At 35.5% G+C, this 25,488-nt stretch carries 23 protein-coding genes and 1 pseudogene; all 24 read left to right on the top strand.

Annotation, left to right across the window (positions count from 1 at the left end):
• The first annotated feature begins 48 nt into the window (after nucleotides 1-48).
• The 24 genes and pseudogenes from yfmF to lysA all read left to right on the top strand — a co-directional run bounded on the left by yfmF (nucleotide 49) and on the right by lysA (nucleotide 25,467).
• The gene (yfmF, locus tag H964_RS05080) at nucleotides 49-1,305 is read left to right on the top strand and encodes an EF-P 5-aminopentanol modification-associated protein YfmF (RefSeq protein ID WP_039765318.1); all 1,257 of its coding nucleotides are present in this window, start codon (nucleotides 49-51) and stop codon (nucleotides 1,303-1,305) included.
• A gap of 1 nt (nucleotide 1,306) precedes the next feature.
• Nucleotides 1,307-2,587: an EF-P 5-aminopentanol modification-associated protein YfmH gene (gene yfmH / locus H964_RS05075; protein WP_039765315.1), complete on the top strand. Its 1,281-nt coding sequence runs from the start codon at nucleotides 1,307-1,309 to the stop codon at nucleotides 2,585-2,587.
• A gap of 25 nt (nucleotides 2,588-2,612) precedes the next feature.
• Nucleotides 2,613-3,416: a prolipoprotein diacylglyceryl transferase gene (lgt, locus tag H964_RS05070; protein WP_039765313.1), complete on the top strand. Its 804-nt coding sequence runs from the start codon at nucleotides 2,613-2,615 to the stop codon at nucleotides 3,414-3,416.
• Between the two features lie 97 nt (nucleotides 3,417-3,513).
• Nucleotides 3,514-3,693: a Spo0E family sporulation regulatory protein-aspartic acid phosphatase gene (locus tag H964_RS05065; RefSeq protein ID WP_039765308.1), complete on the top strand. Its 180-nt coding sequence runs from the start codon at nucleotides 3,514-3,516 to the stop codon at nucleotides 3,691-3,693.
• Nucleotides 3,694-3,862: 169 nt separating this feature from the next.
• Entirely contained in the window at nucleotides 3,863-4,294 is a 432-nt protein-coding gene (gene mraZ, locus H964_RS05060) for a division/cell wall cluster transcriptional repressor MraZ (RefSeq protein WP_039765306.1), read from the top strand.
• A 26-nt stretch (nucleotides 4,295-4,320) separates the two neighbouring features.
• Nucleotides 4,321-5,244 (top strand): 16S rRNA (cytosine(1402)-N(4))-methyltransferase RsmH, encoded by a 924-nt coding sequence (gene rsmH, locus H964_RS05055; RefSeq protein ID WP_039765303.1) that lies wholly within the window; start codon nucleotides 4,321-4,323, stop codon nucleotides 5,242-5,244.
• 27 nt (nucleotides 5,245-5,271) lie between these two features.
• On the top strand, nucleotides 5,272-5,766 hold the full coding sequence (locus H964_RS05050) for a cell division protein FtsL (protein ID WP_039765301.1): 495 nt from the start codon (nucleotides 5,272-5,274) through the stop codon (nucleotides 5,764-5,766).
• A gap of 34 nt (nucleotides 5,767-5,800) precedes the next feature.
• Nucleotides 5,801-7,960 carry a stage V sporulation protein D gene (locus tag H964_RS05045; protein ID WP_039765299.1) on the top strand — a complete coding sequence of 720 codons (2,160 nt, stop codon included), beginning with the start codon at nucleotides 5,801-5,803 and terminating at the stop codon, nucleotides 7,958-7,960.
• A 26-nt stretch (nucleotides 7,961-7,986) separates the two neighbouring features.
• Nucleotides 7,987-9,447 carry a UDP-N-acetylmuramoyl-L-alanyl-D-glutamate--2,6-diaminopimelate ligase gene (locus H964_RS05040; protein WP_039765296.1) on the top strand — a complete coding sequence of 487 codons (1,461 nt, stop codon included), beginning with the start codon at nucleotides 7,987-7,989 and terminating at the stop codon, nucleotides 9,445-9,447.
• The gene (locus H964_RS05035; protein WP_039765293.1) at nucleotides 9,444-10,796 is read left to right on the top strand and encodes a UDP-N-acetylmuramoyl-tripeptide--D-alanyl-D-alanine ligase; all 1,353 of its coding nucleotides are present in this window, start codon (nucleotides 9,444-9,446) and stop codon (nucleotides 10,794-10,796) included. Before H964_RS05040 ends, H964_RS05035 begins: the two co-directional genes overlap by 4 nt.
• A gap of 4 nt (nucleotides 10,797-10,800) precedes the next feature.
• Nucleotides 10,801-11,757 carry a phospho-N-acetylmuramoyl-pentapeptide-transferase gene (gene mraY / locus H964_RS05030; protein ID WP_039765291.1) on the top strand — a complete coding sequence of 319 codons (957 nt, stop codon included), beginning with the start codon at nucleotides 10,801-10,803 and terminating at the stop codon, nucleotides 11,755-11,757.
• Between the two features lie 17 nt (nucleotides 11,758-11,774).
• Nucleotides 11,775-13,136, top strand: a complete 1,362-nt coding sequence (murD, locus tag H964_RS05025) for a UDP-N-acetylmuramoyl-L-alanine--D-glutamate ligase (RefSeq protein WP_039765289.1) — start codon at nucleotides 11,775-11,777, stop codon at nucleotides 13,134-13,136.
• Nucleotides 13,137-13,174: 38 nt separating this feature from the next.
• A complete protein-coding gene (ftsW, locus tag H964_RS05020; RefSeq protein ID WP_051109307.1) occupies nucleotides 13,175-14,260 on the top strand; it encodes a putative lipid II flippase FtsW in 1,086 nt (361 codons plus the stop codon).
• Nucleotides 14,257-15,369 carry an undecaprenyldiphospho-muramoylpentapeptide beta-N-acetylglucosaminyltransferase gene (gene murG, locus H964_RS05015; protein WP_039765285.1) on the top strand — a complete coding sequence of 371 codons (1,113 nt, stop codon included), beginning with the start codon at nucleotides 14,257-14,259 and terminating at the stop codon, nucleotides 15,367-15,369. The genes ftsW and murG overlap by 4 nt, the downstream gene beginning before the upstream one ends.
• Before the next feature lie 66 nt (nucleotides 15,370-15,435).
• On the top strand, nucleotides 15,436-16,698 hold the full coding sequence (murA, locus tag H964_RS05010; protein WP_039765427.1) for a UDP-N-acetylglucosamine 1-carboxyvinyltransferase: 1,263 nt from the start codon (nucleotides 15,436-15,438) through the stop codon (nucleotides 16,696-16,698).
• Complete coding sequence (locus H964_RS05005; RefSeq protein WP_237738205.1) at nucleotides 16,673-17,476, top strand: cell division protein FtsQ/DivIB; 804 nt, start codon at nucleotides 16,673-16,675, stop codon at nucleotides 17,474-17,476. Before murA ends, H964_RS05005 begins: the two co-directional genes overlap by 26 nt.
• 5 nt (nucleotides 17,477-17,481) lie before the next feature.
• Nucleotides 17,482-18,225 (top strand): annotated as a pseudogene (locus H964_RS05000) (DUF881 domain-containing protein).
• 7 nt (nucleotides 18,226-18,232) lie between these two features.
• On the top strand, nucleotides 18,233-18,598 hold the full coding sequence (locus tag H964_RS04995; RefSeq protein ID WP_011916489.1) for a small basic family protein: 366 nt from the start codon (nucleotides 18,233-18,235) through the stop codon (nucleotides 18,596-18,598).
• Complete coding sequence (gene ftsZ, locus H964_RS04990) at nucleotides 18,591-19,673, top strand: cell division protein FtsZ (protein WP_011916490.1); 1,083 nt, start codon at nucleotides 18,591-18,593, stop codon at nucleotides 19,671-19,673. The genes H964_RS04995 and ftsZ overlap by 8 nt, the downstream gene beginning before the upstream one ends.
• A 176-nt stretch (nucleotides 19,674-19,849) precedes the next feature.
• Entirely contained in the window at nucleotides 19,850-20,683 is an 834-nt protein-coding gene (locus H964_RS04985; RefSeq protein ID WP_039765282.1) for a sigma-E processing peptidase SpoIIGA, read from the top strand.
• A 26-nt stretch (nucleotides 20,684-20,709) separates the two neighbouring features.
• Nucleotides 20,710-21,444: an RNA polymerase sporulation sigma factor SigE gene (gene sigE, locus H964_RS04980; protein WP_039765419.1), complete on the top strand. Its 735-nt coding sequence runs from the start codon at nucleotides 20,710-20,712 to the stop codon at nucleotides 21,442-21,444.
• 87 nt (nucleotides 21,445-21,531) lie between these two features.
• The gene (sigG, locus tag H964_RS04975; protein ID WP_011916493.1) at nucleotides 21,532-22,299 is read left to right on the top strand and encodes an RNA polymerase sporulation sigma factor SigG; all 768 of its coding nucleotides are present in this window, start codon (nucleotides 21,532-21,534) and stop codon (nucleotides 22,297-22,299) included.
• A gap of 124 nt (nucleotides 22,300-22,423) precedes the next feature.
• The gene (locus H964_RS04970; protein WP_039765280.1) at nucleotides 22,424-24,085 is read left to right on the top strand and encodes an AMP-binding protein; all 1,662 of its coding nucleotides are present in this window, start codon (nucleotides 22,424-22,426) and stop codon (nucleotides 24,083-24,085) included.
• A gap of 80 nt (nucleotides 24,086-24,165) precedes the next feature.
• Nucleotides 24,166-25,467 carry a diaminopimelate decarboxylase gene (gene lysA / locus H964_RS04965; protein ID WP_039765277.1) on the top strand — a complete coding sequence of 434 codons (1,302 nt, stop codon included), beginning with the start codon at nucleotides 24,166-24,168 and terminating at the stop codon, nucleotides 25,465-25,467.
• Nucleotides 25,468-25,488: the final 21 nt, after the last annotated feature.

Raw genomic sequence — 25,488 nt, 5'->3', positions numbered from 1 at the left:
TTAAGAAAAGAAGCTTTTAACAAAGCAGACATTTGAGGAGATGGTAAGATGCAAAAGAAAGAGAAAAACAACAACTTTTACATGGCGTTTTGTGATGATAGGTTCAAGATAAACAGAATTGCAATTACCTTTATAGACAAGCTTGAAAGGGAGAAAAATACTTTAAATGCTCTATTTCCAATGGTTTTAATAAGAGGGAACAATAAGTACAAGGATATGAAAGAAATAAATAGATTTTTGGACAATATGTATGGTGCAACTCTGAGCATTGACGTGGATAAAAAAGGCGATTTGCAGACAATCACCTTTTCAATAAGTTTTTTGAACGACAGATTTGCTGGCGAGCAGCTTTATGAGAAGTCCTTGCAGTTTTTACATGACATAATCTATGGACCAATAGAATATGGTGGTGGATTTAAAGAAGAGGTGATAGAACAAGAAAAGAACAATCTCAAACAGGAAATAGAAGGCAGAATCAACGACAAGGTCCAGTACGCAATTGACAGGTGTATAGAGATAATGTTTGAGGGTCAAAATTATGCCCTTTATGAAAAGGGGAATGTTGATGATTTGAAGACCATAACAAAAGATAAACTATTTTTGCAGTACAAAGAAGTAGTTGAGAAAAAGCCTATGTATGTGATGATTTATGGCGACTACAACGAAGAATATGCAATTTCTAAAGCGTTAGAAGTATTTGGACAAAATCAAAGAGAAGATATCAAAAATGATTTTTCTATTAATCTTCCTTTTGCTGGTACAAGGTATATTACAGAGGAAATGGAAGTAAACCAAGGCAAGATTTCGATTGGTATAAGGACAAATGTTGACACAAGGTCCACTGATTACTACAAACTTTTGATGTTAAACGGAGTTTTAGGTGCATCACCAAAATCAAAGTTATTCGAAAATGTGCGTGAAAAGGCTTCGCTTTGTTACTATGCATTTTCAAGGGTTGATAGATTCAAGTCAGTCATGGTTATAAGTTCTGGAATAGAGATTGAAAACTATGAAAAAGCTTTGAATCTGATTTTACAGCAGCTTGAGGATATCAAAAAAGGCGTGATCACAACGGTTGAATATGAAAGTGCCTTAAATTATTACAAAACAGCGCTGATGGCTATTTATGACAGTCCAAGAGATCTACTTGGATTTTACCTCAATCAGGCTTTAGTGGGTGAGATGCTTGAACCAAAAGAGATTTTTGAAATGCTTAAAGATGTGAATGTTTCAGATGTAAAAGAGATTGCTAACAGATTTGAGGTTGATACAGTATATTTCTTGAGAAACAGAGGTGCAATGTAAGATGGAGAGAATATACGATGACATTTTGCACGAAGAAGTTTATGTAAACTCATATACAAATGGACTAAAAGCATTTGTCATCAAGAAGAAGAACTTTAGTAAGGCCTTTGCTGGCTATGCTACAAAATATGGATCTGTCGACAGCAAATTTATTCATCCTAAAACAAATGAGATAGTTGAAGTTCCAGATGGAATTGCGCACTTTTTGGAGCATAAACTGTTTGAAGAGCAAGAGGGAAATGTATTTGACAGGTTTGCAAAGTTTGGTGCCATGGCAAATGCCTTTACTTCATTTAAAGAGACAGTTTACTATTTCATCTCAACCCAAAACTTTTACGAAAACTTTGAAATACTTTTGGATTTTGTACAAAACCCATATTTTACAGACCAAAATGTTGAAAAAGAAAAGGGTATAATTGCACAAGAGATAAGAATGTATCAGGACAATCCAAATTGGAGAGTGTATTTTAACCTCTTGAACGCCCTATACGTTGAACATCCTGTTAAGATTGACATAGCAGGGACACTTGATAGTATCCAAAAAATTACAAAAGATGACCTTTACCTATGTTACAATACATTTTACCATCCAAGCAATATGATTATTGTAGTATGTGGTGATGTTGACCCACAGAAGGTTTTTGATATGATTGAAAAAATGGAAAAGACAAAAGAATATCAGAGCTTGATCGAAAGAATCTATCCTGAAGAACCCGATAGGGTAAATCAAAAGAGGATAGAGGTAAAGCTGTCTATTTCGACGCCTATTTTTTATATAGGTTTTAAAGACCATTTAAACGACCTTCCACCGTATGAGATGATAATGAAAGATATAGAAACACAAATCTTAGCCGAGATACTCTTTGGAAAGTCCACAGATTTTTATGAGCAGCTTTACAAAGAAGGATTGATCAATCAGAATTTTGGTTTTGAATATAATTGCGAGCCTGATTACTCCTTTTTCATGATAGGAGGAGAGAGCAAGGACCCGGACCAGGTGTACCAAAGGGTGTTAGAGCACATAGAGAATGTGAAGAATAATGGTATTGAAAAGAACGAATTTGAAAGAGCAAAAAAGGTTGTTCTTGGAAATCACTTGCGAAAGTTTGACAATCCAGAAAAGCTATCAGTTGAGTTTATATATAGCTACTTCAAAGGCATAAATATATTTGAGTATGTAAAAGAGATAAATTCAGTGTCCTATGAAAGTTGCCAAAATAGGCTAAAAAACTTTTTTGAGGAAGACAAAAGCTGTATTTCTATTGTTTGGCCGATACAATAAAAAATTGTTGGATGTGAGAAAACAAATGTATGACAACAGTATAGTATTTCCGGGGTTCCACCTTAAGTTTAATTTTAGTCCAATAGCGTTTAAGATTTTTGGCCTTGAAGTTAGATGGTATGGGATAATAATTGCATTTGGTTTTTTATGCGGCTTTCTTGTTTCGAGCTATATTGCAAAAAAGGAAAATGTACAAACAGAAGTTTTACTTGACATTGCAATAATTGCAACACCTGTTGCGATTATATTTGCAAGGGTGTATTATGTATTGTTTAATTTTAAAGAGTTCAAAGATAATCTTCTTAGTATATTTGCAATACGCCAAGGTGGTATTGCAATATACGGTGCGGTGATAGGTGCACTTGTCAGCACTTATATATACTGTAGAACAAAAAGAATAAGTTTTTTGAAGATATGCGACATAGGTGCACATGGTCTTATTTTAGGGCAGGCAATTGGAAGATGGGGAAACTTTGCAAACCGCGAGGCATATGGGTATGAGACAAATCTTCCTTGGCGTATGCAGATTTATAGTGTGGAAGCAGGAAAGCGTATAGAAGTCCATCCAACATTTTTGTACGAATCAGTATGGGATTTTCTTGTGTTTTTTACCTTGCTTATTTTGAGAAAATATAAGAAGAAAGATGGCGAGATTTTAGGGTTTTATTTAATTTTATACTCTATTGGAAGATTTTTTATAGAAGCTCTGCGAACAGACAGTCTAATGCTCGGTCCGATAAGAGTGTCCCAACTTGTTGCAGTAATTTGTGTCATTATTGGATCAACTATTGTTTTAAAATTGAGATTACAATATTTCGACAAAATATAGCAAAAAATCAGTACAATGTATTTTTAGAGTATTTTTGTTGACAAAATGCGCATTTGGTTTTATAATTAAAATACAATCTCTGTAAGATGGTGGGAATATGATAACTGAAAAGATAATGAAACTCAGAGAGAAGCTGGATGAGCTTATAAACAGTAATGCAGATTATGATGCGATATACCATGTCAGTACTGAGCTGGACAAACTGATTTTGGACTACTATAAAGAGCAGAATGAGGTAGTTTTTAAGAAGCTGGTACAAAAAGAGGGGAAGGTCTAAAAACTTTTTTTTAGCAGAGGCGGGGGGTACATTTACAGAAAAAATTTTAAAAGAAAGGCATAAAAATAGGGCGATTGAATTGCCCTATTTTTTTTCTTTTATTGAAGGATTTTTCGAATTGATATAGAATATTTTTATAAAGTGGTTCAAAGTGGAGTAAAGTGGTTGAATGTTAATAGGTGAGTATAAACACGTGGTGGATAACAAGGGAAGGGTAACTTTACCTTCTAAATTCAGAGAAGAACTTGGTGAAAGATTTATATTGACAAAAGGGCTTGACAACTGCCTTTTTGGGTACTCGCTCAAAGAGTGGGCAGTGTTAGAAGAAAAGTTAAAGAAGTTGCCACTTACAAGTAAAGACGCAAGGGCATTTTTGAGGTTTTTCTTTGCGGGGGCGTGCGAATGTGAGGTTGACAAGCAAGGGAGGATACTGATACCACAAAATTTGAGAGAATATGCAAACTTGCAAAAAGAGGTATTTATCATTGGTGTTATGACCAGAATAGAGATATGGAGCGAAGAAAACTGGCAAAGAGAAATGGCAGATGAAAGTCTTTCTGTTGAAAAAATTGCACAGAAAATGGAAGAACTTGGGATATGAGAATTAAACATTACAGGTGAAGAGAGATGTATGAGCACATACCAGTTTTGCTTGAAGAATCCACATCGTATTTAGTGACCAAACCAAATGGGATATATGTTGATGCAACATTCGGTCTTGGAGGACATTCGAAGAAGATACTTGAAAAACTATCAAGTAATGGTTTTCTGATTGCAATAGACAAAGATGAAGAGGCAATAGAGCTTGGCAAAGAAAAGTTTAAGGAATGCAACAATATAAAGATTGTTCATTCACCATTTTCAAGGTTAGATGAGGTACTTAACTTTCTTAGGATTGACAAGATTGATGGAATATTGTTCGACCTTGGTGTATCGTCTTTACAACTTGACAAGCCAGAGAGGGGTTTTTCATACAATAGTGACTCTTTTTTAGACATGAGGATGGACAAGACAAGCAAGCTCACAGCATATGATGTTGTCAACAAGTATTCTGAAAAGGAGCTTGAGAGAATAATAAGAGAGTATGGGGAAGAAAGGTGTGCCAAAAAAATTGCAAAAGAGATTGTAAAAAGAAGGCAACAGAAGCCAATTACAACTACAAAAGAGTTAAATGATTTAATAAACTCGGTTGTCCCGAGACCAAAAGACGGTTCAAATCCTGCAAAAAGAACTTTTCAAGCAATCAGGATTGAAGTAAATGGTGAGCTTGAAGAGATAAAAGTGGCACTTGAAAAAAGTATAAGATTTTTAAAAAGTGGTGGGAGAATTTGTGTTATATCATTTCATTCTCTTGAAGACAGGATAGTAAAGGAATTTTTTAAGTATCACTCACTTGAGTGTATATGTCCAAAGGATATACCAGTTTGTGTGTGCGGGAAAAAGAAAGAGCTGAATATTCTCACAAAAAAACCCATAACCCCTACCAAAGAGGAGATTGAGAGGAACAAGAGAAGCCACAGCGCAAAGCTGAGAGTGGCCGAGAAGATATGAAACAAATTTAAGGGGGTTTTATTTATTATGGCAAAAGAAGCTTCTGTGCTGTATGATGATGATTTTTTAGAGGAACTCAAGAGAAGAGAGGTAGAAGAAGAGATAATTAAAAAAAATGAGCTAAGAAAGGAGATAAGTAAACAAAGAAAGCTTGAGAAATTAAAGTTGGTGAAACGCCTTATATTTGTAAGTGTATTTTGTGGTATCTCAATAATCTTAATGTGCGGGTATGTAAATATTACAGCAGAGAGGGCAAAACTTGCAAAACTCCAAAATGAGTTGAAAATCCAAAGTGACATAAACAAAGAGTTAAAACTTCAGATAGATGGTAAGTTTACACTTTCTGAAATAGAAAGAATTGCAACTGAGAAGTACTCTATGACCTATCCTGATTCATCGCAAGTTATTTATGTAACTGTTGACGACAGCAGCAGTAATAATAAGGTTTTGGCAAAGAAAGATAAGGCAAACTATAATAATAGAATATTTTCAATAATAAACTTTATTAAGAAACTATTTTGATTATTTTTAAACTTACAATGGGGGAAGCGAAAGCTTGAAAGAGGCATCGATCAAGATAAAAAAGAGAATTATATTTATGATGGCAATATTTTTTTTGAGTTTTGTATTGCTTGTTGGAAGACTTTCATATCTTCAGCTGATAAAAGGAGAAGAGCTCAAAAAAAAGGCGTTTTCGCAGTGGACCAGAGAAAGGCTTGTTGCTCCAAAAAGAGGTAGTATAGTTGACAGAAACGGCAAGATTTTAGCAATGTCAATCACAGCAGAAACAGTTGTTGCTTCTTTGAGTCAGGTTAAAGACAAGGAGCATACAGCAAGAGTGCTTTCAGGTATTTTGGGTATAGACTATGAGAAGATTTTGAAAAAACTCAACACAAAAGGAGTTTCTGATGTTTACATAGCGCGCAATATTGACAAGGACAAAGCAAATAAGATAAGAAAATATGACCTTCCCGGGGTCTATCTTACAGGCGGTGCAAAAAGGGTTTATCCAAACGGGAATTTCTTAGCACAAGTGCTTGGATTTACTGGTGTTGATGACCAGGGGTTAGCAGGACTTGAGCTTTATTATGACAAGTATTTGAGAGGGAAACCAGGCAGCATTGCTGCCCAAACAGATGCAAGCGGGAGGGCAGCACCATTTTCTGAGGAGTTTTTCAAAAAACCTGTTGATGGCTATGACGTTATGCTCACAATTGATGAAACAATACAGCACTTTGCAGAAAAATACGCACAGAAAGCTTTGTATGATAACAAGGCAAAAAGTGTAACAATAATAGTTGAAAAGGTCGAAACAGGTGAGATATTAGCTATGACATCAAAACCTGACTTTGATCCAAACAGGCCTTTTGACCTGCTTTACAAAGATAGATTCCCTGATTTTGATAAACTTCCACAGTCTGAGAAGGTCAAGATTATTCAGTCAATGTGGAGAAACAGGGCACTTAACGATGTGTATGAGCCAGGTTCTACATTTAAGATAGTTACTGCAGCCGCAGGCCTTGAGGAAGGAGTTGTAAATGAAAACTCTCGGTTTTACTGCAGGGGTTATGTAAAAGTTGCAAATGCTATACTTAGGTGTTGGCGATATTACAATCCGCATGGTGCAGAAAATTTTGTGGAAGGTGTGCAAAATTCGTGTAACCCAGTATTTATAGAAGTTGGCCAGAGACTTGGCAAAGAAAAACTGTATAAATATATAAACCTATTTGGGTTTGGGCAAAAAACAGGAATTGATCTTCCTGGTGAGGCAAAGGGCATTGTACAACCTATTGACAAGGTTGGACCAGTTGAACTTGCAACAATATCGTTTGGTCAAGGTATTTCAGCAACACCTATTCAGGTAATTAGTATGATAAATACTGTCGCAAACGATGGTGTTTGGGTCCAGCCTCATATTGTCAAGGCCATTTATGATAAAGATAAGAAAGTAATAAAGTCGTTTGACAATCCACAAAAAAGAAGGGTTATGAATCCTGAGATAGCAAGAAGACTGAGAAGTATTTTACAGTCTGTTGTAACAAATGGTACTGGTCACAATGCTTACCTGTTAGGATATAAAGTTGCTGGCAAGACAGGTACATCACAAAAATATGATAAGACGGTGAAAAGGTATATAGCATCATTTGGTGGGTTTGCGCCAGCTGACAATCCAAAAGTGTCTGTGCTTGTGATTATTGACGAGCCAGACCCATCGCTTTACTATGGCGGTTTGATTGCAGCACCTGTTGCACGTGACCTGTTAAATGATATTCTAAGATACCTTGAAATACAACCACAATATACAGCCGAGGAATTAAAGAAAATTGAATTTTACAAAGAGTATATTGTACCTAATGTTACTGGTATGGACATTGAAAGCGCAAAAAAGACAGTTTTAGACAGCAAATTTAATGTCAAAGTTGTAGGCAATGGCAAAAATGTAATTGACCAAATACCTAGGGCAGGATTTATGCTAAAAGAAGGTTCAACAATAGTTCTTTTTACTGTGCAGAACAATGAATCAGAAGTTGTTGTACCAAATGTGGTAGGGCTGAGTATGCAAGATGCACAGAAGGTCTTGACAAGTAATATGCTTAATATAAAGATAAAAGGGATAAAAGGCAAGGCCATAAGACAGGACCCTCAGCCAGGTACAAAAGTGCCAATTGGCTCAATAGTTGAAGTTGAGTTTGCTGACAAAGAAAATGCTGAATAGAGCTTGAAAGACAAGGGGGCTTTGAGGTGAAAATAAACAAGCTAATAGAAGGTTTGGATATGATTGAAACAAATATAAAAAATTTTGATGAAGATATAAAAGATGTTGCTTATAGTTCAAAAAATGTAGAAGATGGCTTTGCATTTGTGTGTATAAAAGGATTTAAGACAGATGGGCATGAGTATATAGATGAGGCAATAGAAAGAGGTGCAAAGCTTATAATTGTCGATGAATTTTTCGACACCTCAAAGTTGAAAGATAAGGTCCTCTTTATAAAAACCTCAAATACAAGGAAAGCTCTTTCGGTTATTTCTGCTAACTTTTTTGAACATCCATCAAAAAACTTTTTACTCATTGGTGTTACAGGGACAAACGGCAAGACTTCGACCACCTTTATGATAAAGTCAATCCTTGAACAAAGTGGTCGTAAGGTCGGCCTTATTGGAACAGTTAAGAATATGATTGGTCAAAAGGAGATAGAAGCAAAGCACACAACACCTGAATCCTACGATTTGCAGAAACTATTCTTTGAGATGAAAAAAGAAAATGTAGACAGCGTTGTAATGGAAGTGTCATCACATTCGCTTGAACTGCATCGGGTTGATTGTTGTGACTTTGATGTGGGAGTATTTACCAATCTTACCCAAGACCATCTTGATTTTCATGGGACAATGGAAAATTATTTTGCTGCTAAGTTAAAACTTTTTGAGATGAGTAAAAAAAGAGTTGTCAATGTAGACGATGAATGGGGGAGAAAAATTGTCAATATTTATCCGGATTCCGTCACATATGGTATAAATTCTAAAGCAGACGTTTGTGCAATGAATGTAAAGCTTTATGTAAATAAAAACCAATTTGAGCTTTGGCAATTGGACAATAGAGAGCAAGTAACGCTTAATATTCCCGGCATCTTTTCTGTATACAATGCCCTGGCAGCTGCAAGCTGTGCCTATGCGCTTGGAATAGACTTAAAAACAATAAAGGCAGGCCTTGAATCTGTTAAGTCAATACCTGGTAGGTTTGAGATAGTTGAGTCAAATGACAAATTCACAATTGTAATTGACTATGCACACACGCCAGATGGGCTTTTAAATCTTATGAAGACAGTGGATGAGGTTGCAAAAGGAAGAAAGGTGCTTCTTTTTGGCTGTGGAGGAGACAGAGACAGGACAAAAAGGCCGATTATGGGTGAGATAGCTGGGAAAATGGCTGATTTTGTGATTGTCACATCTGACAATCCGCGGACTGAAGATCCGATTAAAATAATAGAGGATATTCTTGTGGGTTTGCAAAAGACAAACGCCGAGTATGTAGTTATTCCAGACAGATTTGAAGCAATCAAATATGCTATAAAAAATGCTAAAGAGAATGACTTTATTGTCCTTGCTGGCAAAGGTCATGAGACTTACCAGATACTAAAAGATAGGACTATTCACTTTGATGAGAGAGAAGTTGTGAGAAGTATCTTGGAGGAACTAAAAAAATGAGTCTTTGGCTGTCAGAAATTGCAGAAACATTGCACACGAACATAGAGAATTTCAGGGATGATGTATTAATAGAAAGCTTTTCAATTAACAGCAAAAGTATAGGCAAGAACACACTATTTATTCCATTAAAAGGAAATAAATTTGATGGACATGATTTTATTCAAGAGGCAATAAGCCGAGGAGCTATTAGTTTTATTACACAAAAAGATGTTAACACAGAAAAAAGCTGTCTGTATTTAAAAGTAGAGGATACATTAAAGGCCATGCAGATTTTGGCTAAAGCTTACAGGGAGAAAAGAAAAGATCTTATTGTAATTGGAATTACAGGAAGTGTAGGCAAGACAACAACAAAAGAATATGTATTTAATGTGTTGAGTAACAAATTTAGGTCGTATAAAAACGAAGGAAATTTTAACAATCATATTGGGCTTCCGTATTCTATATTGAACATTCCTGATGAGGCAAAAGTGGCCACTTTAGAAATGGGCATGAGCAATTTTGGAGAAATATCTTTTCTCTCGAAAATTGCAAAACCTAATATAGGAATAATTACTAATATTGGAGTTGCACATATTGAGAATCTTAAAACAAGATACAATATCTTTCTTGCAAAGTCTGAGATACAAGATGGTATGCCAGAGGATGGAATATTAATTGTTAACAATGACAATGATATTTTATATTCGCACAAGCATGAACTAAAAAGAAGAGTTGTGACAGTTGGCATTGAAAATGATGCAGACTTTAGAGCCGAAGACATTCAAAAAGTAGACAATGGATTTTTCTTTGTGGTAAGTAATCACAAGTATTTTATAGAAAGCTTTAACTTTCATGATATCTACAATTCACTTTTTGCAATCGCAGTTGGCGAAATTTTGGGAATTGAGAAAGAGGCAATTGAGAAAGGGATATTGAAAAAATGTGGGCTTAGAAGAAGGTTTGAGGTAATAAAGAAAAATGGGGTGACAGTTGTAGACGATAGTTATAATGCAAGTACACATTCGATGATGTCTGCAATAGATGGTGTTTGTGGTTTTAGTGGCAAAAAGATTTTAGTACTTGGAGATATGTTAGAGCTTGGTGAATTTTCTGAACAAGAGCATAGAAAAGTTGGTAAATACATAGTGTCAAAGCCAATTGATGTTATCATTTGTACTGGTAAAGATGCTTTTTATATATTTGACGAGGTGAGAAAAAACAGCAGCAGTATAAAGGCTTATTATGCCTCAAAGGAGGAATGCCTTAATATTCTTAAAAAAGAAATTGAAAAAGAGGCGATTGTGCTATTTAAAGCATCACGAGGTATGAAGCTGGATGAACTTGTAGATAACTTTCTCAGGGGGCTTTAAAAATATGCTTGACGTTGATACAATACTTGCAATTATAATCTCATTTTTGATCGTACTGATTGTAATGCCAATTGCAATTCCGTTTTTAAGATATTTAAAATGTGGTCAGGTAGTCCGTGACGACGGACCACAAACTCACCACAAAAAAAGTGGTACTCCAACAATGGGCGGACTTGTAATATACTTAAGTATTTTGATAACTTCCTTGCTATTCTATAAAAAATATCCACAAATAGGAGCACCGCTTGTTTGTGCATCTGCCTTCGGACTGATTGGCTTTATTGATGATTTTATAAAAGTTGTTTTGAAAAGGTCGTTGGGGCTGCGTGCACGTGAGAAGTTGGTTTTGCAGTTTTTAATTAGCATAACATTTTTGTATATTGTAAAAAAGTATTTGGGCACCGATGTCTACATACCCATTTTGAACAGGTATGTAGATTTGAACTGGGCATATATACCCATAATGTCAGTTCTCATGGTGTTTACCGTGAATGCTGTTAACTTGACAGATGGGCTTGACGGACTTGCAAGTGGTGTTACTCTTATTGTAGGTTTATTTTTAGCAATTGTTTCAATTTTTTCAAAAAAACAAGACATGGCAATCTTCAGTGGAGCAATTGTAGGCAGCTGTATGGGGTTTTTAAGATACAATGCACATCCTGCAATGGTGTTTATGGGAGATACAGGGTCACTGATGCTTGGAGGAGCAATTTTTTCAATTGCTGTTATGCTAAAGCAGCCCGTCTTGGTGATGATAATAGGGGGGCTTTATATCATAGAGGCTATTTCTGTCATGTTACAAGTGATGTATTATAAGCTTACAAAAAGGCGAATATTCAAGATGGCACCTTTACATCATCACTTTGAGCTTTTAGGATGGGATGAGGCGAAGGTTGTTGTTGTATTTTGGATATTCACAATCATCTTCTGTTTAGTGGCTTTAGCAATAATACAAATATGAATTGGAGGTATTTAAAATTGGATTTATTTGGCAAAAAGGTTCTGGTCATCGGAATGGGAAAAAGTGGGATATCATCAGCAAGATTTTTAAAAAAACATGGCGCTTATGTTGTTGCATTTGATGAGAAAAGAGAAGATGAGATGAAAAACCAACAAAAAGAAACTATAAAAAAATTTGCGGATGAACTTTACTTTAATGATTTACCAGATGCTGTAGTAGATACATCTGACATGGTGGTTATAAGTCCTGGTGTTCCCCTTACCAAAAGATATATTACACTGGCACACAAGAGAGGAATTGAGGTAATTGGTGAGATAGAACTTGCATATAGATTCTGTAGAAGTAAAAATATAGTTGCAATCACAGGCACAAATGGTAAAACCACAACTACAACCCTTGTAGGTGAGATTTTAAAAAAAGCTTTTGACAACGTAATTGTTTGTGGCAATATTGGTTTTCCTTTTATTGACTATGTTGAAAGTTCAACTGATGATACTATCTTTGTTATAGAGATTTCAAGCTTTCAGTTGGAGACAATTAAATACTTCAAGCCAATGGTTGGGTGTATTTTGAACATAACGCCTGACCATCTAAATAGGCATATGAATATGGAAAACTATATAAGAGCAAAGATGAGAATATTTGAAAATATTGACCAAGAAGGTTACTCTGTGCTTAATATGGACAACAGTATAACAAGGGATTTGATAGGTTGTGCAAAAGGCACGGTAATAACATTTTCAAAAAACGAGTCAGATACACAAAACAGCGTTTTTGTTGATGGAGATTTTATATACCGTAACTTTTTAGGTAAGGTAGAGAAAGTGATGAGAAAAGATGACATATTTATGCCAGGTGAGCACAATTTAGAAAATGCTCTTGCAGCAATTGGCTGCGTTCTGCCTTTTGAAATACAACCTTCGATCATTGAAAAAACTCTTAAGGAGTTCAAGGGTGTCGAACACAGAATAGAGTTTGTGAGAGAGATAAATGGTGTTAGATTTTACAACGACTCTAAAGGCACAAATACAGATGCTTCTTCAAAGGCTTTAAATTCGTTTGAAGTGCCAATAATCTTAATTGCAGGTGGTTATGACAAAGGAGAGAGTTTTGAAAAGTTTGCAAAGCTAATTTCACAAAAGGTCAAAAAGGTATTTTTGCTTGGTCAGACAAAACAGAAAATAGCAGATCAGCTTCAAAAAATAGGATACTTAAACTTTGAGTTTGTAGAGGATTTAAAAGAGGCAGTTAAAAAGAGCTTTGAGATTGCAAAAGAAGGTGATGTGGTTTTGCTATCACCTGCATGTGCAAGCTGGGATATGTTTGAGAGTTATGAACAAAGAGGTAGACTTTTCAAACAATATGTAAATGAGCTTTGAGTTTGTTTATGGGATGTGAAGGATGAATGGAAAAGAGGATGATTGACTATCCGCTTTTGTATATTGCACTTTTGTTATCTCTAATTGGGGTTGTTATGATATTCAGTGCAAGCTACTACTATGCTTACTATCACTTTAATGATAGTTATTATTTTCTCAAAAAACAATTAATTGGTCTTTTATTAGGAATAATAGTGATGTATATAACAAGCCAATTAGATTATAGAATCTTCAAAAAGTTTTCCATACTCCTTTACGTAATAGGAACAATATCACTTATATTAGTTTTAATTCCTGGTATAGGGAAACTTGTTAACAATGCACGAAGATGGATTGATATTGGGCCTGTTCAGTTTCAACCTTCAGAACTTGCAAAGTACGCGCTTGTGATATTACTTGCGAGCTATCTTGATGATACTGCTGAAAGCAAATCGAAGTTTAAGATTTTTGTTATATCCATGCTCTTGAGTGGAGTTTACTTTGCGCTTATATACAAAGAACCAAATATGAGTACGTCTATCTTAATACTTTGCATTACAATGCTGATGCTCTTTGCAGGGGGGCTTAATATAAGTTATTTTGTGACAATTGGGGTTTTATCTTTGCCTGTGTTATATTATCTCACAATTAAAGAAAAATATAGGGTTGAAAGAATCCAGGCCCTTTTCAATCCCTGGGCAGATCCAACTGATAAAGGTTATCAGATAATTCAGTCACTATATGCTATTGGTTCTGGTGGACTTTTTGGGATGGGGCTTGGACAGAGCAGACAGAAACTTTTGTATATTCCTGAACCTCATACTGATTTTATTTTCTCAATTTTATCTGAAGAGCTTGGTTTTGTAGGGGCTGTATTTGTAATAGTGTTATTTATATTATTCATCTGGCGTGGCATTGTCATTGCACTCCATGCACGTGATAGGTTTGGAACATTGCTTGCGTTTGGCGTGACAAGCATAATTGCCACTCAAGCAATTTTAAATATTGCTGTTGTGACAGCTTCTGTCCCTGCAACAGGTGTGCCACTCCCTTTTATAACGTATGGAGGGTCTTCTATACTATTCCACATGTTTGGTGTTGGTGTACTTTTGAGCATTTCAAGGAGGATTAAGGTGTTAAAATGAACAGGGGAGAAATTAGTATCGTATTCAGTGGTGGTGGAACTGGTGGACACATCTATCCAGCAGTTGCCGTTGCTGACTATCTTAAAAAAAGGTACAATAACTTAAATATAGTGTTTATAGGGACAAATGAGGGGTTAGAGTCAAAGATAGTTCCGCAGCATGGTTATAAAATTGAATATATTCAAGCAAAAGGACTAAAAAGAAGTTTAACCGTGAAAAATGTTGAGGTTTTTTTAAAGTTTATAAATGGGTACAGGCAAGCCTTGCAGATACTAAAGAGGATAAAACCCAAAGTGGTGTTTGTAACAGGCGGTTATGTGTCATTGCCTGTTGCATTTGCAGCAAGAAGGTTTAAGATAAAAACAATTCTTCATGAACAAAATGCATATCCGGGGCTTGCCAATAAGATAATTTCAAGATTTTGTGAGAAAATCTTAATTAGCTTTGAAGAAAGTAAGAGATTTTTTAAAAACTCAAACAAAGTAGTGCTCACAGGAAATCCTATAAGGCTTGAGATATTCTCCTATGATGTAAGGGCTGCTAAAAGCTCCTTGGGTTTGGAAGATAAAATAGTAGTTTTGGCAGTTGGTGGGAGCAGGGGGGCTGAGAATCTCAACAAGGCAGTAATTAGACTTTCAAAAGAGTTTGAAGGATGTAAAGATGTGTATTTTATCCTCTCAACAGGTGATACAAAATATTTAGAGGCTACGAACTTCGCAAATAGTTTAGGGGTCAAGTCCAATATAAAGATACTGCCTTATATTTCAGATATGCCAAGATATTTGGCAGCTGCAGATATTGTAATATCAAGAGCAGGTGCAATTGCCATATCTGAAATAACTGCATTGGGGAAGCCAAGCATAATTGTGCCATCGCCATATGTTGCAAACAACCATCAAGAGTACAATGCAAGGGCACTTGAAAAAGTAGGGGCTTGTTTTGTTGTGCTTGAAAACGAACTTGAAAGTGATAATTTGAAAAGTTCTCTTGAAAAGCTAATATACGACAAGGATTTATACAAAAAAATGAGTGAAAACAGCAAAAAGATGGGAAAACCTGAGGCAACTCAGAATATAGGAAAGATTTTTGAAGAGTATTTATCATTGTAACAAATATTAAAGGCAATGAATAAAATAATATGCGACACTATTGTTGGTGCTTTGCAGGGTACAAACATGCAAACACTCATTATTGAGGGTCCAACTTTTTTATATGGTGAGATTGAAATTGAGGGTGCAAAAAACGCAGCATTGCCCATTCTAACAGCTTCAATCTTAGCAGAAGGGCAAGTCATAATAAAAAATGTACCTGACATTGCTGATGTAAGACATACTATTGAGATACTTGAATATCTTGGATGCAAAACAAGGTTTGAGGACAACATTGCATATATTGATCCAACTTCAATTAAGAACTTTACAATTCCTCCACAGTGTGCCAAGATGATGCGCTCAAGCATATTATTTCTTGGAGCAATCTTGAGCAAATTCAAAGAAGTGAGACTTACAAACCACCCTGGGGGTTGTGAGATAGGCCAACGTCCCATTGACCTTCATATATCTTCATTTGTCCAGCTTGGCATAGAGGTTTTTGAATATGACAACACAATTGAATGCAGATGCGATTCCGTAAAAGGTGGAGAGGTGTTTTTACCAATACCCTCTGTTGGTGCTACCGAAAATATTATACTTGCTTCGGTTTTCTGTGACGGTGAGGTTATAATTAGAAATGCTGCAAAAGAACCTGAGATAGCAGACCTCTGCCACTTTTTAAACAAGCTTGGAGCAAGGATAAAAGGCGCAGGGACTCATACCATTAAGATTGAAGGCGTAAAAAGGTTAAGAAATGAAGTAGATCATTATGTTGTCATTCCTGATAGAATTGTTGCAGGGACGTATCTTTGTGCTGTTGCAACATGTGGGGGAGAAGTTTTACTGAAGAATGTTTTTCCGCGGCATTTAGATTCGATACTTCATATCCTTAAAAGTGCGGGATGTAAAATAAAAGAGCAAAGAGATAAGGTATATATCAAAAAAGACAGAAGATTAAAAGGAAACCAAAAGATTACAACACATTATTATCCGGGATTTCCAACTGATCTTCAAGCTCCTGTTTGTACTGTGTTTTCTATAGCTGAAGGGGTAACCATAATAAAAGAAACTATTTTTGAAAGCAGGTTCAAGCATGTTCCAGAACTTAATAAAATGGGTGCTCAGATACATGTAGAAAAGGACATAGCTATTATAAATGGAATTGAGAAGCTAAGGGGTTGTCAGGTTTTTGCTCAGGATTTAAGAGGTGGAGCAGCACTTTTTATTGCGGGGCTGTGTGCAGAGGGAAAGACAGAGATTGTAACTGCAGAGCATATAGACAGAGGGTATGAAAGGATTGAAGAGAAGTATTCAACCTTAGGTGCCAAGATTAGAAGAGGTCAATAAACTAAAATTAACAATTGCTATAAAAGGTGAGTGGAAATACCAAATGGGTAGATTTGCGAGAAAGTTTATTGTATTATTAATCTTAGTAGTACTAACTGCTATATTTGTTTTCAGGTTAGATTACTTCAATGTGAAAGAGTTTAGTATACATAATTTGAAAAGAGTCAAAAAAGATGATATTATAAAAATACTACAACAATATCAAAATCAGAATATACTGAATATAAATACAAAAGAGATTAGGCAAAAACTTCTGGAAAACCCCGAGATTGAAGATGTGAAAATCACAAGGCGTTTTCCAAATATGCTAATTTTAGAGGTTTATGAAAAAGAGACTGTGGGTCTTATAAAATATTTAAATTCTTATATAGAAGTTGATAAAAATGGGTATGTAATAAGAATAGAAGGAGATTTGCCGAAAAAGTCAATCATATTTGAAGGTCTCAAAGTGAATGAAGCTACGGTTGGCAAGAAACTTGATATAGACGATGAGCTGCTATTTGATGAAGGATTGCGAGTTGCAAATAGTTTAAAAAAGTTTGATATTTTTGGCAAATTTAATGTTGATTGTGTCACTGTCTCACTAAAAAGTGTAAACAATATTGAATTCAAAATAGACAAGCTAATAGTCAAGGTAGGTGACCTCTCAGAAATAGATTATAAGCTAAGGCTTTTAAAAAGCGTTTATGAAAAGCTTCCCAGACACATTGAAGGTACAATAACTCTGAATTCAAATGGAATTGCTACATTCAGTCCAAACACTGAGGAGGACAATTGATTGCTATGAAAATCAGGATAAAAAAACCAACAGGTGGACAAGTTGCAACTGCTATTTTGTTATTGATTTTAGGAATTTTAATTTCAATGCAGATAAAGAGTGTAAGGCAAAGTAATGAGCTAAAAAACCTTGAAAAGGCAAGAGCAATTGAACTTGCTGAACAGATAAACTAGCTGAGAAAAGAAAATAGTAGTTTGAGGTCTCAAATTTATGAGTTGGAAAGCAAAATAAAAGAATATCAAGATTCTGCTGCAAGTATTAGCAAAACAACAGAGCTTTTAAAAGATGAACTTGACAAGGTAAAGATATTAGCAGGACTTACAGATGTTGAAGGGCCTGGTATAATAATTACACTTGATGATAGCAAAGTTCCTGCAACAGCAAATGTTGACCCGAATAGTTTTCTTTTGCACGATTCAGATATATTACAGGTTATAAATGAACTGAGAGCAGCTGGGGCTGAGGCTATATCTATAAATGACCAGAGGGTGGTTAGCACAACCGAGATAAGATGTGCAGGTCCAACAATCAGCATAAACAATACTCGTTATTCTACCCCGTACATAATAAAGGCTATTGGTGATCCTAAAATTTTGAAAAATTCACTTATGATGCGGGGTGGTATTATAGACCTTTTAAAGGAGTTTTCTATTGAGGTGAAAATTGAAGAGGCTTCAAATATTGTAATTCCGAGGTATACAGGGACTTTAAAATTCAACTACGCGAAGATTAAAAGTGAGGGAAGTTGATGAGAAGATGATTATACTTGTACTTGCCCTTGCGATAGGTATTTTGATAGGTATATTTATTCCAGTAAGTATTCCACAGGATTATTCGTCATATGTAGCAGTGGGACTTCTTGCAGCACTTGATTCAATATTTGGTGCTCTAAAATCAAACTTGAAAGGTGATTTCAAAATTGACATATTCATATCTGGTTTTGTTGGCAATACATTAATTGCTATGCTTTTTGCGTATTTAGGTGACAAGCTTGGTATTCCTCTATACCAAGCGGCTGTTGTTGCGTTTGGTGTTAGGATTTTTCAGAACTTTGGTGAGATGCGAAGAGTACTTTTGCTAAAAAACAAGAGTTTTGCTAAGGGGGAGAACAAGGATGATTAGTTTTGACACTGAAAAGATGACTGTTGCTCAGCTAAAAGTAATTGGTGTTGGTGGGGCGGGTAATAATGCAGTAAACAGGATGATTGATGTTGGAGTATCTGGGGTGGAATTTATTGCAGTCAACACAGACAAGCAGGCTTTGCAGCGCTCAAAAGCACATTATAAGATTCAAATAGGCGAAAAAGTAACAAAAGGACTTGGAGCAGGAGCTGACCCGGAGATTGGAAGAAAGGCAGCGGAGGAGAGCAAAGAAGAGATATCTCAGGTTTTAAAAGGTGCTGACATGGTATTTATTACAGCTGGGATGGGCGGTGGTACAGGGACAGGTGCATCCCCTGTTGTTGCTGAAATTGCAAAAGAACTGGGTATATTGACAGTTGCAGTGGTCACAAGGCCTTTTAAAAGTGAAGGTGCAAAACGTAGAATCAATGCTGAAAAAGGAATTGAGGAACTAAAGAAAATAGTTGATACTATAATAATTGTACCTAATGATAGACTATTTATGCTTTCAACAAATAAGAGCTTGAAGATTTCTGATGCGTTCAGAATGGCAGATGACGTTCTAAGACAAGGTGTTCAGGGTATCTCTGATATAATCTTGAATGCGGGGCTTATCAATGTTGACTTTGCAGATGTAAAGGCTATTATGATGAACAAGGGATATGCACATATGGGTATTGGCAAGGCAAAAGGAGATGAAAAGGTTTTGAAAGCTTTAGAGCAGGCTATTAACAGCCCACTTTTGGAAACGTCAATAAAAGGTGCAAAGGGAGTATTGGTCAACTACACAGGTAACCCAGAAGAGCTTTTGCTTGATGAGATTGAAAAGGCAAACGAACTTATCTCATCTGAGGCTGATGAGAATGTCAACTTTATCATGGGAATTGTTTTCAATGAAGAGATGAAGGATGAGGTTCAGGTCACTGTCATTGCAACTGGTTTTGATTCTGTGGAAGATAGTCAGCAAAATCAGCAAACCAGTAAGATTTCTTCATCCAAGACAAGTAATCTACAAAGTCTTTTCCAAGACGATGATATATTTGAAATTCCAATATTCCTAAAGAACAAAAAATAAAGCAAAAAGACCCTCTGCAGAATGTATGCAGGGGTTTTTTTGTGGCGAAATTGCATGAAATATGGATAAAAATGAAAAGTGGATTCTTTTATATTTTGACATAAATTTCAACTGTAGAGAAGTATAATTTTACTTAGAAATACCAATTTGATGAGAAAGATGTTTTAAATCAAATCATGATTATCTATGCTGATGTGTATATATTGGAGAACTTAGTTATTAACTACTTTATTTTCCTCATAACTGCGTATATCACAAGAACAAATGTTAGTAGTTTCAAGATACTTTTTACAAGCATTTTGGCTTCACTTTATTCTTTGCTACAATTTTATCCCCCCATGCAATTTTTATACTCAATATTTGGTAAGATAATTGTATCTGTAATTTTTGTTTATCTAACTTTTTGGCCCAAAAAATTTTTCATCTTTCTAAGACAGCTGCTCAGTTTTTACCTTGTTACAATAATGTTCGGTGGTATGGTATTTTTCCTTTATTATATAACAAAAAGCAGCTTTGTAATTGATGTTCAGGTTAAACTTAAAAATGTACTGATAGCTCTTGGATGTTCTTTGATTGTCTTTAAACTGTCATATGAGCTGATACTCAAAAGAATGTATAAAGAATCACTTATAAGATACATAAAATTCAAGATAAATGACGTAGAATACAATTGTACGGCTTATGTTGATACAGGGAATAACCTAAAGGAGCCATTTTCAGGAAGACCAGTTGTAATTGTGGAGAGAAATTTGCTAAGAGAAAAAGGTAACCAAGCTGACATATCTGCCCAGAATTTGGAAGAACTACAAAAACATCTTGGACATAAAATTGTTCTCATTCCTTACAATTCTATTGGACAGGAACATGGAGTTCTAATTGGAGTGATACCTGATGAGTTTTACATCTCAGAGAATAGGAACACATGGACAAAAAGGGATGTGGCAATCGCTTTGTACGATAAGAAGATATCAAACAGGTATTCAGCCTTACTTGGCCCTGACTTAATTTGATTTTTAAAGGAGGTTTTAGGATGAAGATGAGATTTGAATCAAAACTTTTAAATTATGTTTTGGAACTTTTTAAAAAGCTTGGTTTTCAGCTTTCTGATTCACAGATAACTGAACTATTTTATATTGGCGGATGTGAGACATTGCCACCCCCACTTACTCCAGAGGAAGAGTCTGAGATTTTGAATAAGATTCATTATGAGAGGAAGGAAGAACTAAAAAAGGTATTGGTTGAGAGAAATTTACGACTTGTTGTCTATATTGCAAGAAAATTTGAAAATACCAAGATAAATCTTGAGGACTTAGTATCAATTGGTACGATTGGACTTATTAAAGCTATCAATACATATAATCCTGACAAAAACATCAAGCTTGCAACGTATGCATCAAAATGTATTGAAAATGAAATTTTGATGTTTTTGAGAAGAAACTCACATAGAAAACTGGAACTTTCAATAGACGAGCCATTAAATATTGACTGGGACGGAAATGAGCTTTTGCTATCTGATGTTTTGGGAACAGATTCTGAGGGGGTTTACAGCAGTATTGAAAGTAATGTCGAAAAAGAAGCACTTCTCAAAGCAATCCAAAAACTTCCAAAAAGAGAAAAGAGGATTGTAGAGCTCAGATTTGGATTTAGTGATGAAGGTGAGAAGACGCAAAAAGAGGTTGCTGATATGTTGGGAATTTCCCAAAGTTATATCTCCCGATTAGAAAAAAAGATTATTACAAGACTTAAAAAAGAGTTAGCAAAGATTATATAAAATACCAACTATTTTTAGAATAATTGCCTCCCTTAGAGTAAATACTAAACCTTAGTTAAGCTTTTGAAAAAAGGGGGAGGCTACAATTTGAACAAGGTAGAGATTTGTGGTGTTAACACATCAACTCTCCCTATGCTGAGTCATGAAGAGAAAATTGAGCTTCTAAAGAAAATGAAAAACGGAGACAAAGAAGCACGGAAACAATTCATAGAAGGGAATTTAAGGCTTGTTTTAAGTGTTGTTCAGAAATTTGCAAATCGTGGTGAGAATTTGGATGACTTGTTTCAGGTTGGTTGCATAGGTCTTATTAAAGCTATTGACAATTTTGACCTTTCACAAAATGTCAAATTTTCAACGTATGCTGTTCCAATGATAATTGGTGAGATAAGAAGGTATTTAAGAGACAACAATGCAATGAGAATATCAAGGTCGTTGAAAGACACAGCCTACAAGGCACTAAAAATAAAAGAAAGGTATATAAGCCAAAATTACAGAGAACCGACCTTAGAGGAGATAGCTAATGAGCTTTGTATTTCAAAAGAAGATTTGGTTTTTGCACTTGACTCTATACAAGAACCTATTTCACTTTATGAACCAATTTTCCAAGACAGCACTGATACAATGTATGTAGTTGACCAAGTAAGTGACCAAAAGTCGTGTGAGAATCTATGGCTTGAAGAAATTTCATTAAAAGATGCATTGAGCAGGCTAACAAAACGCGAAAAAGAGATTTTATACCTAAGATATTACAAAGGGAAGACACAAATGGAGGTAGCGACTATTATTGGTATTTCACAAGCTCAAGTGTCGAGAATAGAGAAAAGTGCAATTGGACATATTAAGAAATATATATAAGATTTTCTCTGTTGACAATTTATGCATTTAAAATTTATAATAATCTAAAACCATTAATGAGCCTTTTACCTTATTTCAAAAACAAGGTAAAAGGCTTTGTGAATTTTAAGGGGGCAATGGCAGGATGGCTTTGATTGATATGACTATTCCTGATTATTTTGATATAATAGCAGAAAAGTATGCAGAAAATCTTGCTGTAATTTATCATCATGAGAAGATATACCTTACATATAAACAGTTTAAAAAAATAGTTGAAGATACAGCAAAAGGGTTTTTGGCAATAGGGATTCAAAAAGGTGAGCATGTTGCTGTATGGGCAACCAACAAGTTAGAATATCTTGTCTCTATTTTTGCCCTTGCAAAGATTGGAGCTGTTTTGGTCACAGTAAATACTAATTATAAAATCTATGAACTTGAATATCTGCTAAAACAGTCAGATAGTTCAACTCTCATATTTATAGAAGGCTTTAAGGATTCAAATTATTTAGAAATTATAAAAAAGTTAAATCCACAACTTAAAAACTGTGAAAAAGGAAAACTTGAAAATCCAAACTTGCCATACTTGAAAAGACTAATTTTTATCGGAAAAGAGTCCTACAGAGGAATGTACACATGGAATGAGGTTGTAGATCTCGGTAGAAGGGTTTCAGATGCTGATCTTTATCAAAGACAAAAAAGCCTTCAGCCTGATGAGGTTATCAATATGCAATACACATCCGGCACGACAGGATTTCCAAAAGGAGTTATGCTTACACACAAGAATATTCTAAACAACGGATATGCAATTGCTGAGTGTATGAAGCTTACGCATAACGACAAACTTTGCATTCCTGTTCCGTTTTTTCACTGTTTCGGTTTGGTGCTAGGAATTACTGCTTGTGTTACAAAAGGTGCTACTATGGTGCCTCTTGACCATTTCAATCCACTTATGGTAATGGAGACAGTCCACTATGAAAGGTGTACTGCTCTTCATGGTGTGCCTACAATGTTCATTGCAATCTTGCAGCATCCTGATTTTAACAAGTTTGATTTTTCGTCACTCAGAACAGGTATTATGGCAGGCGCACCTTGTCCTATAAAAGTTATGAGAGAAGTTGTTGAGAAGATGAATATGACGCAGATAACAATTGCATATGGTCAGACAGAGGCCTCTCCTGTGATAACTCAAACAAGGGTAGACGACCCTCTTGAATTTAGAGTTTCAACTGTGGGAAGGCCATTAGAAGGTGTTGAGGTCAAAATAGTTGATATAAACACCAAAAAAGAGGTTCCAAACGGCACAATTGGTGAAATTTGTGCAAGAGGCTACAACATTATGAAAGGGTATTATAAAATGCCTGAGGCGACAAAACAGGCAATTGACGAAGATGGGTGGCTTCACACAGGGGATTTAGGGTACATAGACCAAAATGGATATTTGAGGATTACTGGAAGACTTAAAGACATGATAATAAGAGGCGGGGAGAATATATATCCACGTGAGATAGAAGAATTTTTGTACACTCACCCTGCTATAAAGGATGTTCAGGTGGTTGGAGTTCCGGACAAAGTCTATGGTGAAGAGATAATGGCGTTTGTGATTTTGAAAGATGGAGTTTCAGTGACTGAGGAAGAGATAAAAGAATATGTTAAACAGAATCTGTCACGTCATAAAACGCCAAAGTATGTCATGTTTGTAGATAGCTTTCCTACAACTGCTAATGGCAAGGTTCAAAAGTACAAACTTCGTGAGATGGCAATAGAGGTGTTAAATCTTCACGATGCAGCGAATATTGAAACTGCCTGAGATTTTGCAAACTGCAGCTTGAATTTGAGCAATTTTATATGTTAGAATTATTAAAACCTTTTTTGGAGGGAAGAAAAAAGATGCAACTTCGATATGGGCTTGAAATTTCCCACAAAGGTAATCTTTCATGGGAAGGGATTGACCTTCTTGATTTAATAGAGATGTATGGAACACCTCTTTATGTTATGAATGAGAGAATGATTAGAGAAAATATAAATAGATTCAAAAATGCATTAGAGAAATATTTTGGACAAGACGGGCTGGTAATCTATGCATCAAAGGCGTTTTGTACAAAAGCGATGTGCCAGATTGCAAAACAAGAGGGAATAGGACTTGACGTTGTGTCAGGTGGAGAGCTTTACACTGCTCTTTCAGTAAATTTTCCAACTGACAAGATATTTTTTCATGGAAATAACAAGACATATGATGAACTTGAAATGGCGGTTGAAAAGGGAGTCAAAATTGTAATTGACAACTTTGATGAGCTTGAGATGCTTAGGCTCGTCTGCCGAACAAAGTCCAAAAAGGCAGATGTTCTAATCAGGGTAAAACCGGGAATTGAAGCGCACACTCATGAATTTATTCGAACGGGCCAGATAGACTCTAAGTTTGGTGTTGCTCTTGAAAATGGCGAAGCATTTTCAATGGTAAAAAAGATTTTAGATATAGATGAGTTAAAACTGATAGGTCTTCACTGTCATATAGGTTCTCAGATTTTTGAAACAGCACCGTTCAAGCTTGCAGCAAGGGTTATGCTTGAGTTTATATTAAAAATAAAGAAAGAGCTTAATTATGAAATAGATATTTTAGATTTAGGTGGTGGATTTGGGATTAAATATACTGCTTTTGACCAGCCACCTCAAATAGAAAAATTTATAGAGGCTATATCTGAAGAGATAGAAGAGTTTTGCCGACAAAAAGGGCTCAAAAAACCTTTTATAGTCTTAGAGCCAGGTCGTTCAATTGTAGGTGAGGCAGGAATTACTCTTTATACAATCGGTAGCATAAAAGAAATCCCTAATGTGAGAAACTATGCATCTGTTGACGGTGGGATGACAGACAACCCACGCTATGCCCTTTACCAGGCAAAGTATGATGCATATGTTGTTGAAAATCCACTTGGCGAAAAAGCAAAGCTGTACACAATTGCAGGAAGGTGTTGCGAATCAGGAGATATTTTAATAAAAGACATTAAATTACCAGAACTCAAAACTGGCCAGCACCTTGCTATTTTAGCAACAGGGGCATATAATTATTCTATGTCGAGCAATTACAACCGCTTCCCACGCCCTGCAGTTGTACTTTTAAAAGACGGCCAAGTTCGAGTGATTGTAAAGCGAGAGACTTATGAGGATATAATCAGAAATGATTTGGAAATATAAAAAAACTTTTTGGAGAGGTTT

This window comes from Caldicellulosiruptor sp. F32 (assembly GCF_000404025.1).
GTDB classification, from domain to species: Bacteria; Bacillota; Thermoanaerobacteria; order Caldicellulosiruptorales; family Caldicellulosiruptoraceae; genus Caldicellulosiruptor; species Caldicellulosiruptor saccharolyticus.
Note: the sequence above shows the minus strand (reverse complement) of the source record. Positions and strands in the feature narration are given on the sequence as shown.

What these genes read in the sequence shown, in the direction of transcription:
- yfmF (WP_039765318.1), top strand. Translation starts at nt 49, where the DNA reads ATGCAAAAGAAAGAGAAAAACAACAACTTTTACATGGCGTTTTGTGAT.
- yfmH (WP_039765315.1), top strand. Translation starts at nt 1,307, where the DNA reads ATGGAGAGAATATACGATGACATTTTGCACGAAGAAGTTTATGTAAAC.
- lgt (WP_039765313.1), top strand. Translation starts at nt 2,613, where the DNA reads ATGTATGACAACAGTATAGTATTTCCGGGGTTCCACCTTAAGTTTAAT.
- H964_RS05065 (WP_039765308.1), top strand. Translation starts at nt 3,514, where the DNA reads ATGATAACTGAAAAGATAATGAAACTCAGAGAGAAGCTGGATGAGCTT.
- mraZ (WP_039765306.1), top strand. Translation starts at nt 3,863, where the DNA reads ATGTTAATAGGTGAGTATAAACACGTGGTGGATAACAAGGGAAGGGTA.
- rsmH (WP_039765303.1), top strand. Translation starts at nt 4,321, where the DNA reads ATGTATGAGCACATACCAGTTTTGCTTGAAGAATCCACATCGTATTTA.
- H964_RS05050 (WP_039765301.1), top strand. Translation starts at nt 5,272, where the DNA reads ATGGCAAAAGAAGCTTCTGTGCTGTATGATGATGATTTTTTAGAGGAA.
- H964_RS05035 (WP_039765293.1), top strand. Translation starts at nt 9,444, where the DNA reads ATGAGTCTTTGGCTGTCAGAAATTGCAGAAACATTGCACACGAACATA.
- mraY (WP_039765291.1), top strand. Translation starts at nt 10,801, where the DNA reads ATGCTTGACGTTGATACAATACTTGCAATTATAATCTCATTTTTGATC.
- ftsW (WP_051109307.1), top strand. Translation starts at nt 13,175, where the DNA reads ATGATTGACTATCCGCTTTTGTATATTGCACTTTTGTTATCTCTAATT.
- murG (WP_039765285.1), top strand. Translation starts at nt 14,257, where the DNA reads ATGAACAGGGGAGAAATTAGTATCGTATTCAGTGGTGGTGGAACTGGT.
- murA (WP_039765427.1), top strand. Translation starts at nt 15,436, where the DNA reads ATGCAAACACTCATTATTGAGGGTCCAACTTTTTTATATGGTGAGATT.
- H964_RS04995 (WP_011916489.1), top strand. Translation starts at nt 18,233, where the DNA reads ATGATTATACTTGTACTTGCCCTTGCGATAGGTATTTTGATAGGTATA.
- ftsZ (WP_011916490.1), top strand. Translation starts at nt 18,591, where the DNA reads ATGATTAGTTTTGACACTGAAAAGATGACTGTTGCTCAGCTAAAAGTA.
- H964_RS04985 (WP_039765282.1), top strand. Translation starts at nt 19,850, where the DNA reads ATGATTATCTATGCTGATGTGTATATATTGGAGAACTTAGTTATTAAC.
- sigE (WP_039765419.1), top strand. Translation starts at nt 20,710, where the DNA reads ATGAGATTTGAATCAAAACTTTTAAATTATGTTTTGGAACTTTTTAAA.
- H964_RS04970 (WP_039765280.1), top strand. Translation starts at nt 22,424, where the DNA reads ATGGCTTTGATTGATATGACTATTCCTGATTATTTTGATATAATAGCA.
- lysA (WP_039765277.1), top strand. Translation starts at nt 24,166, where the DNA reads ATGCAACTTCGATATGGGCTTGAAATTTCCCACAAAGGTAATCTTTCA.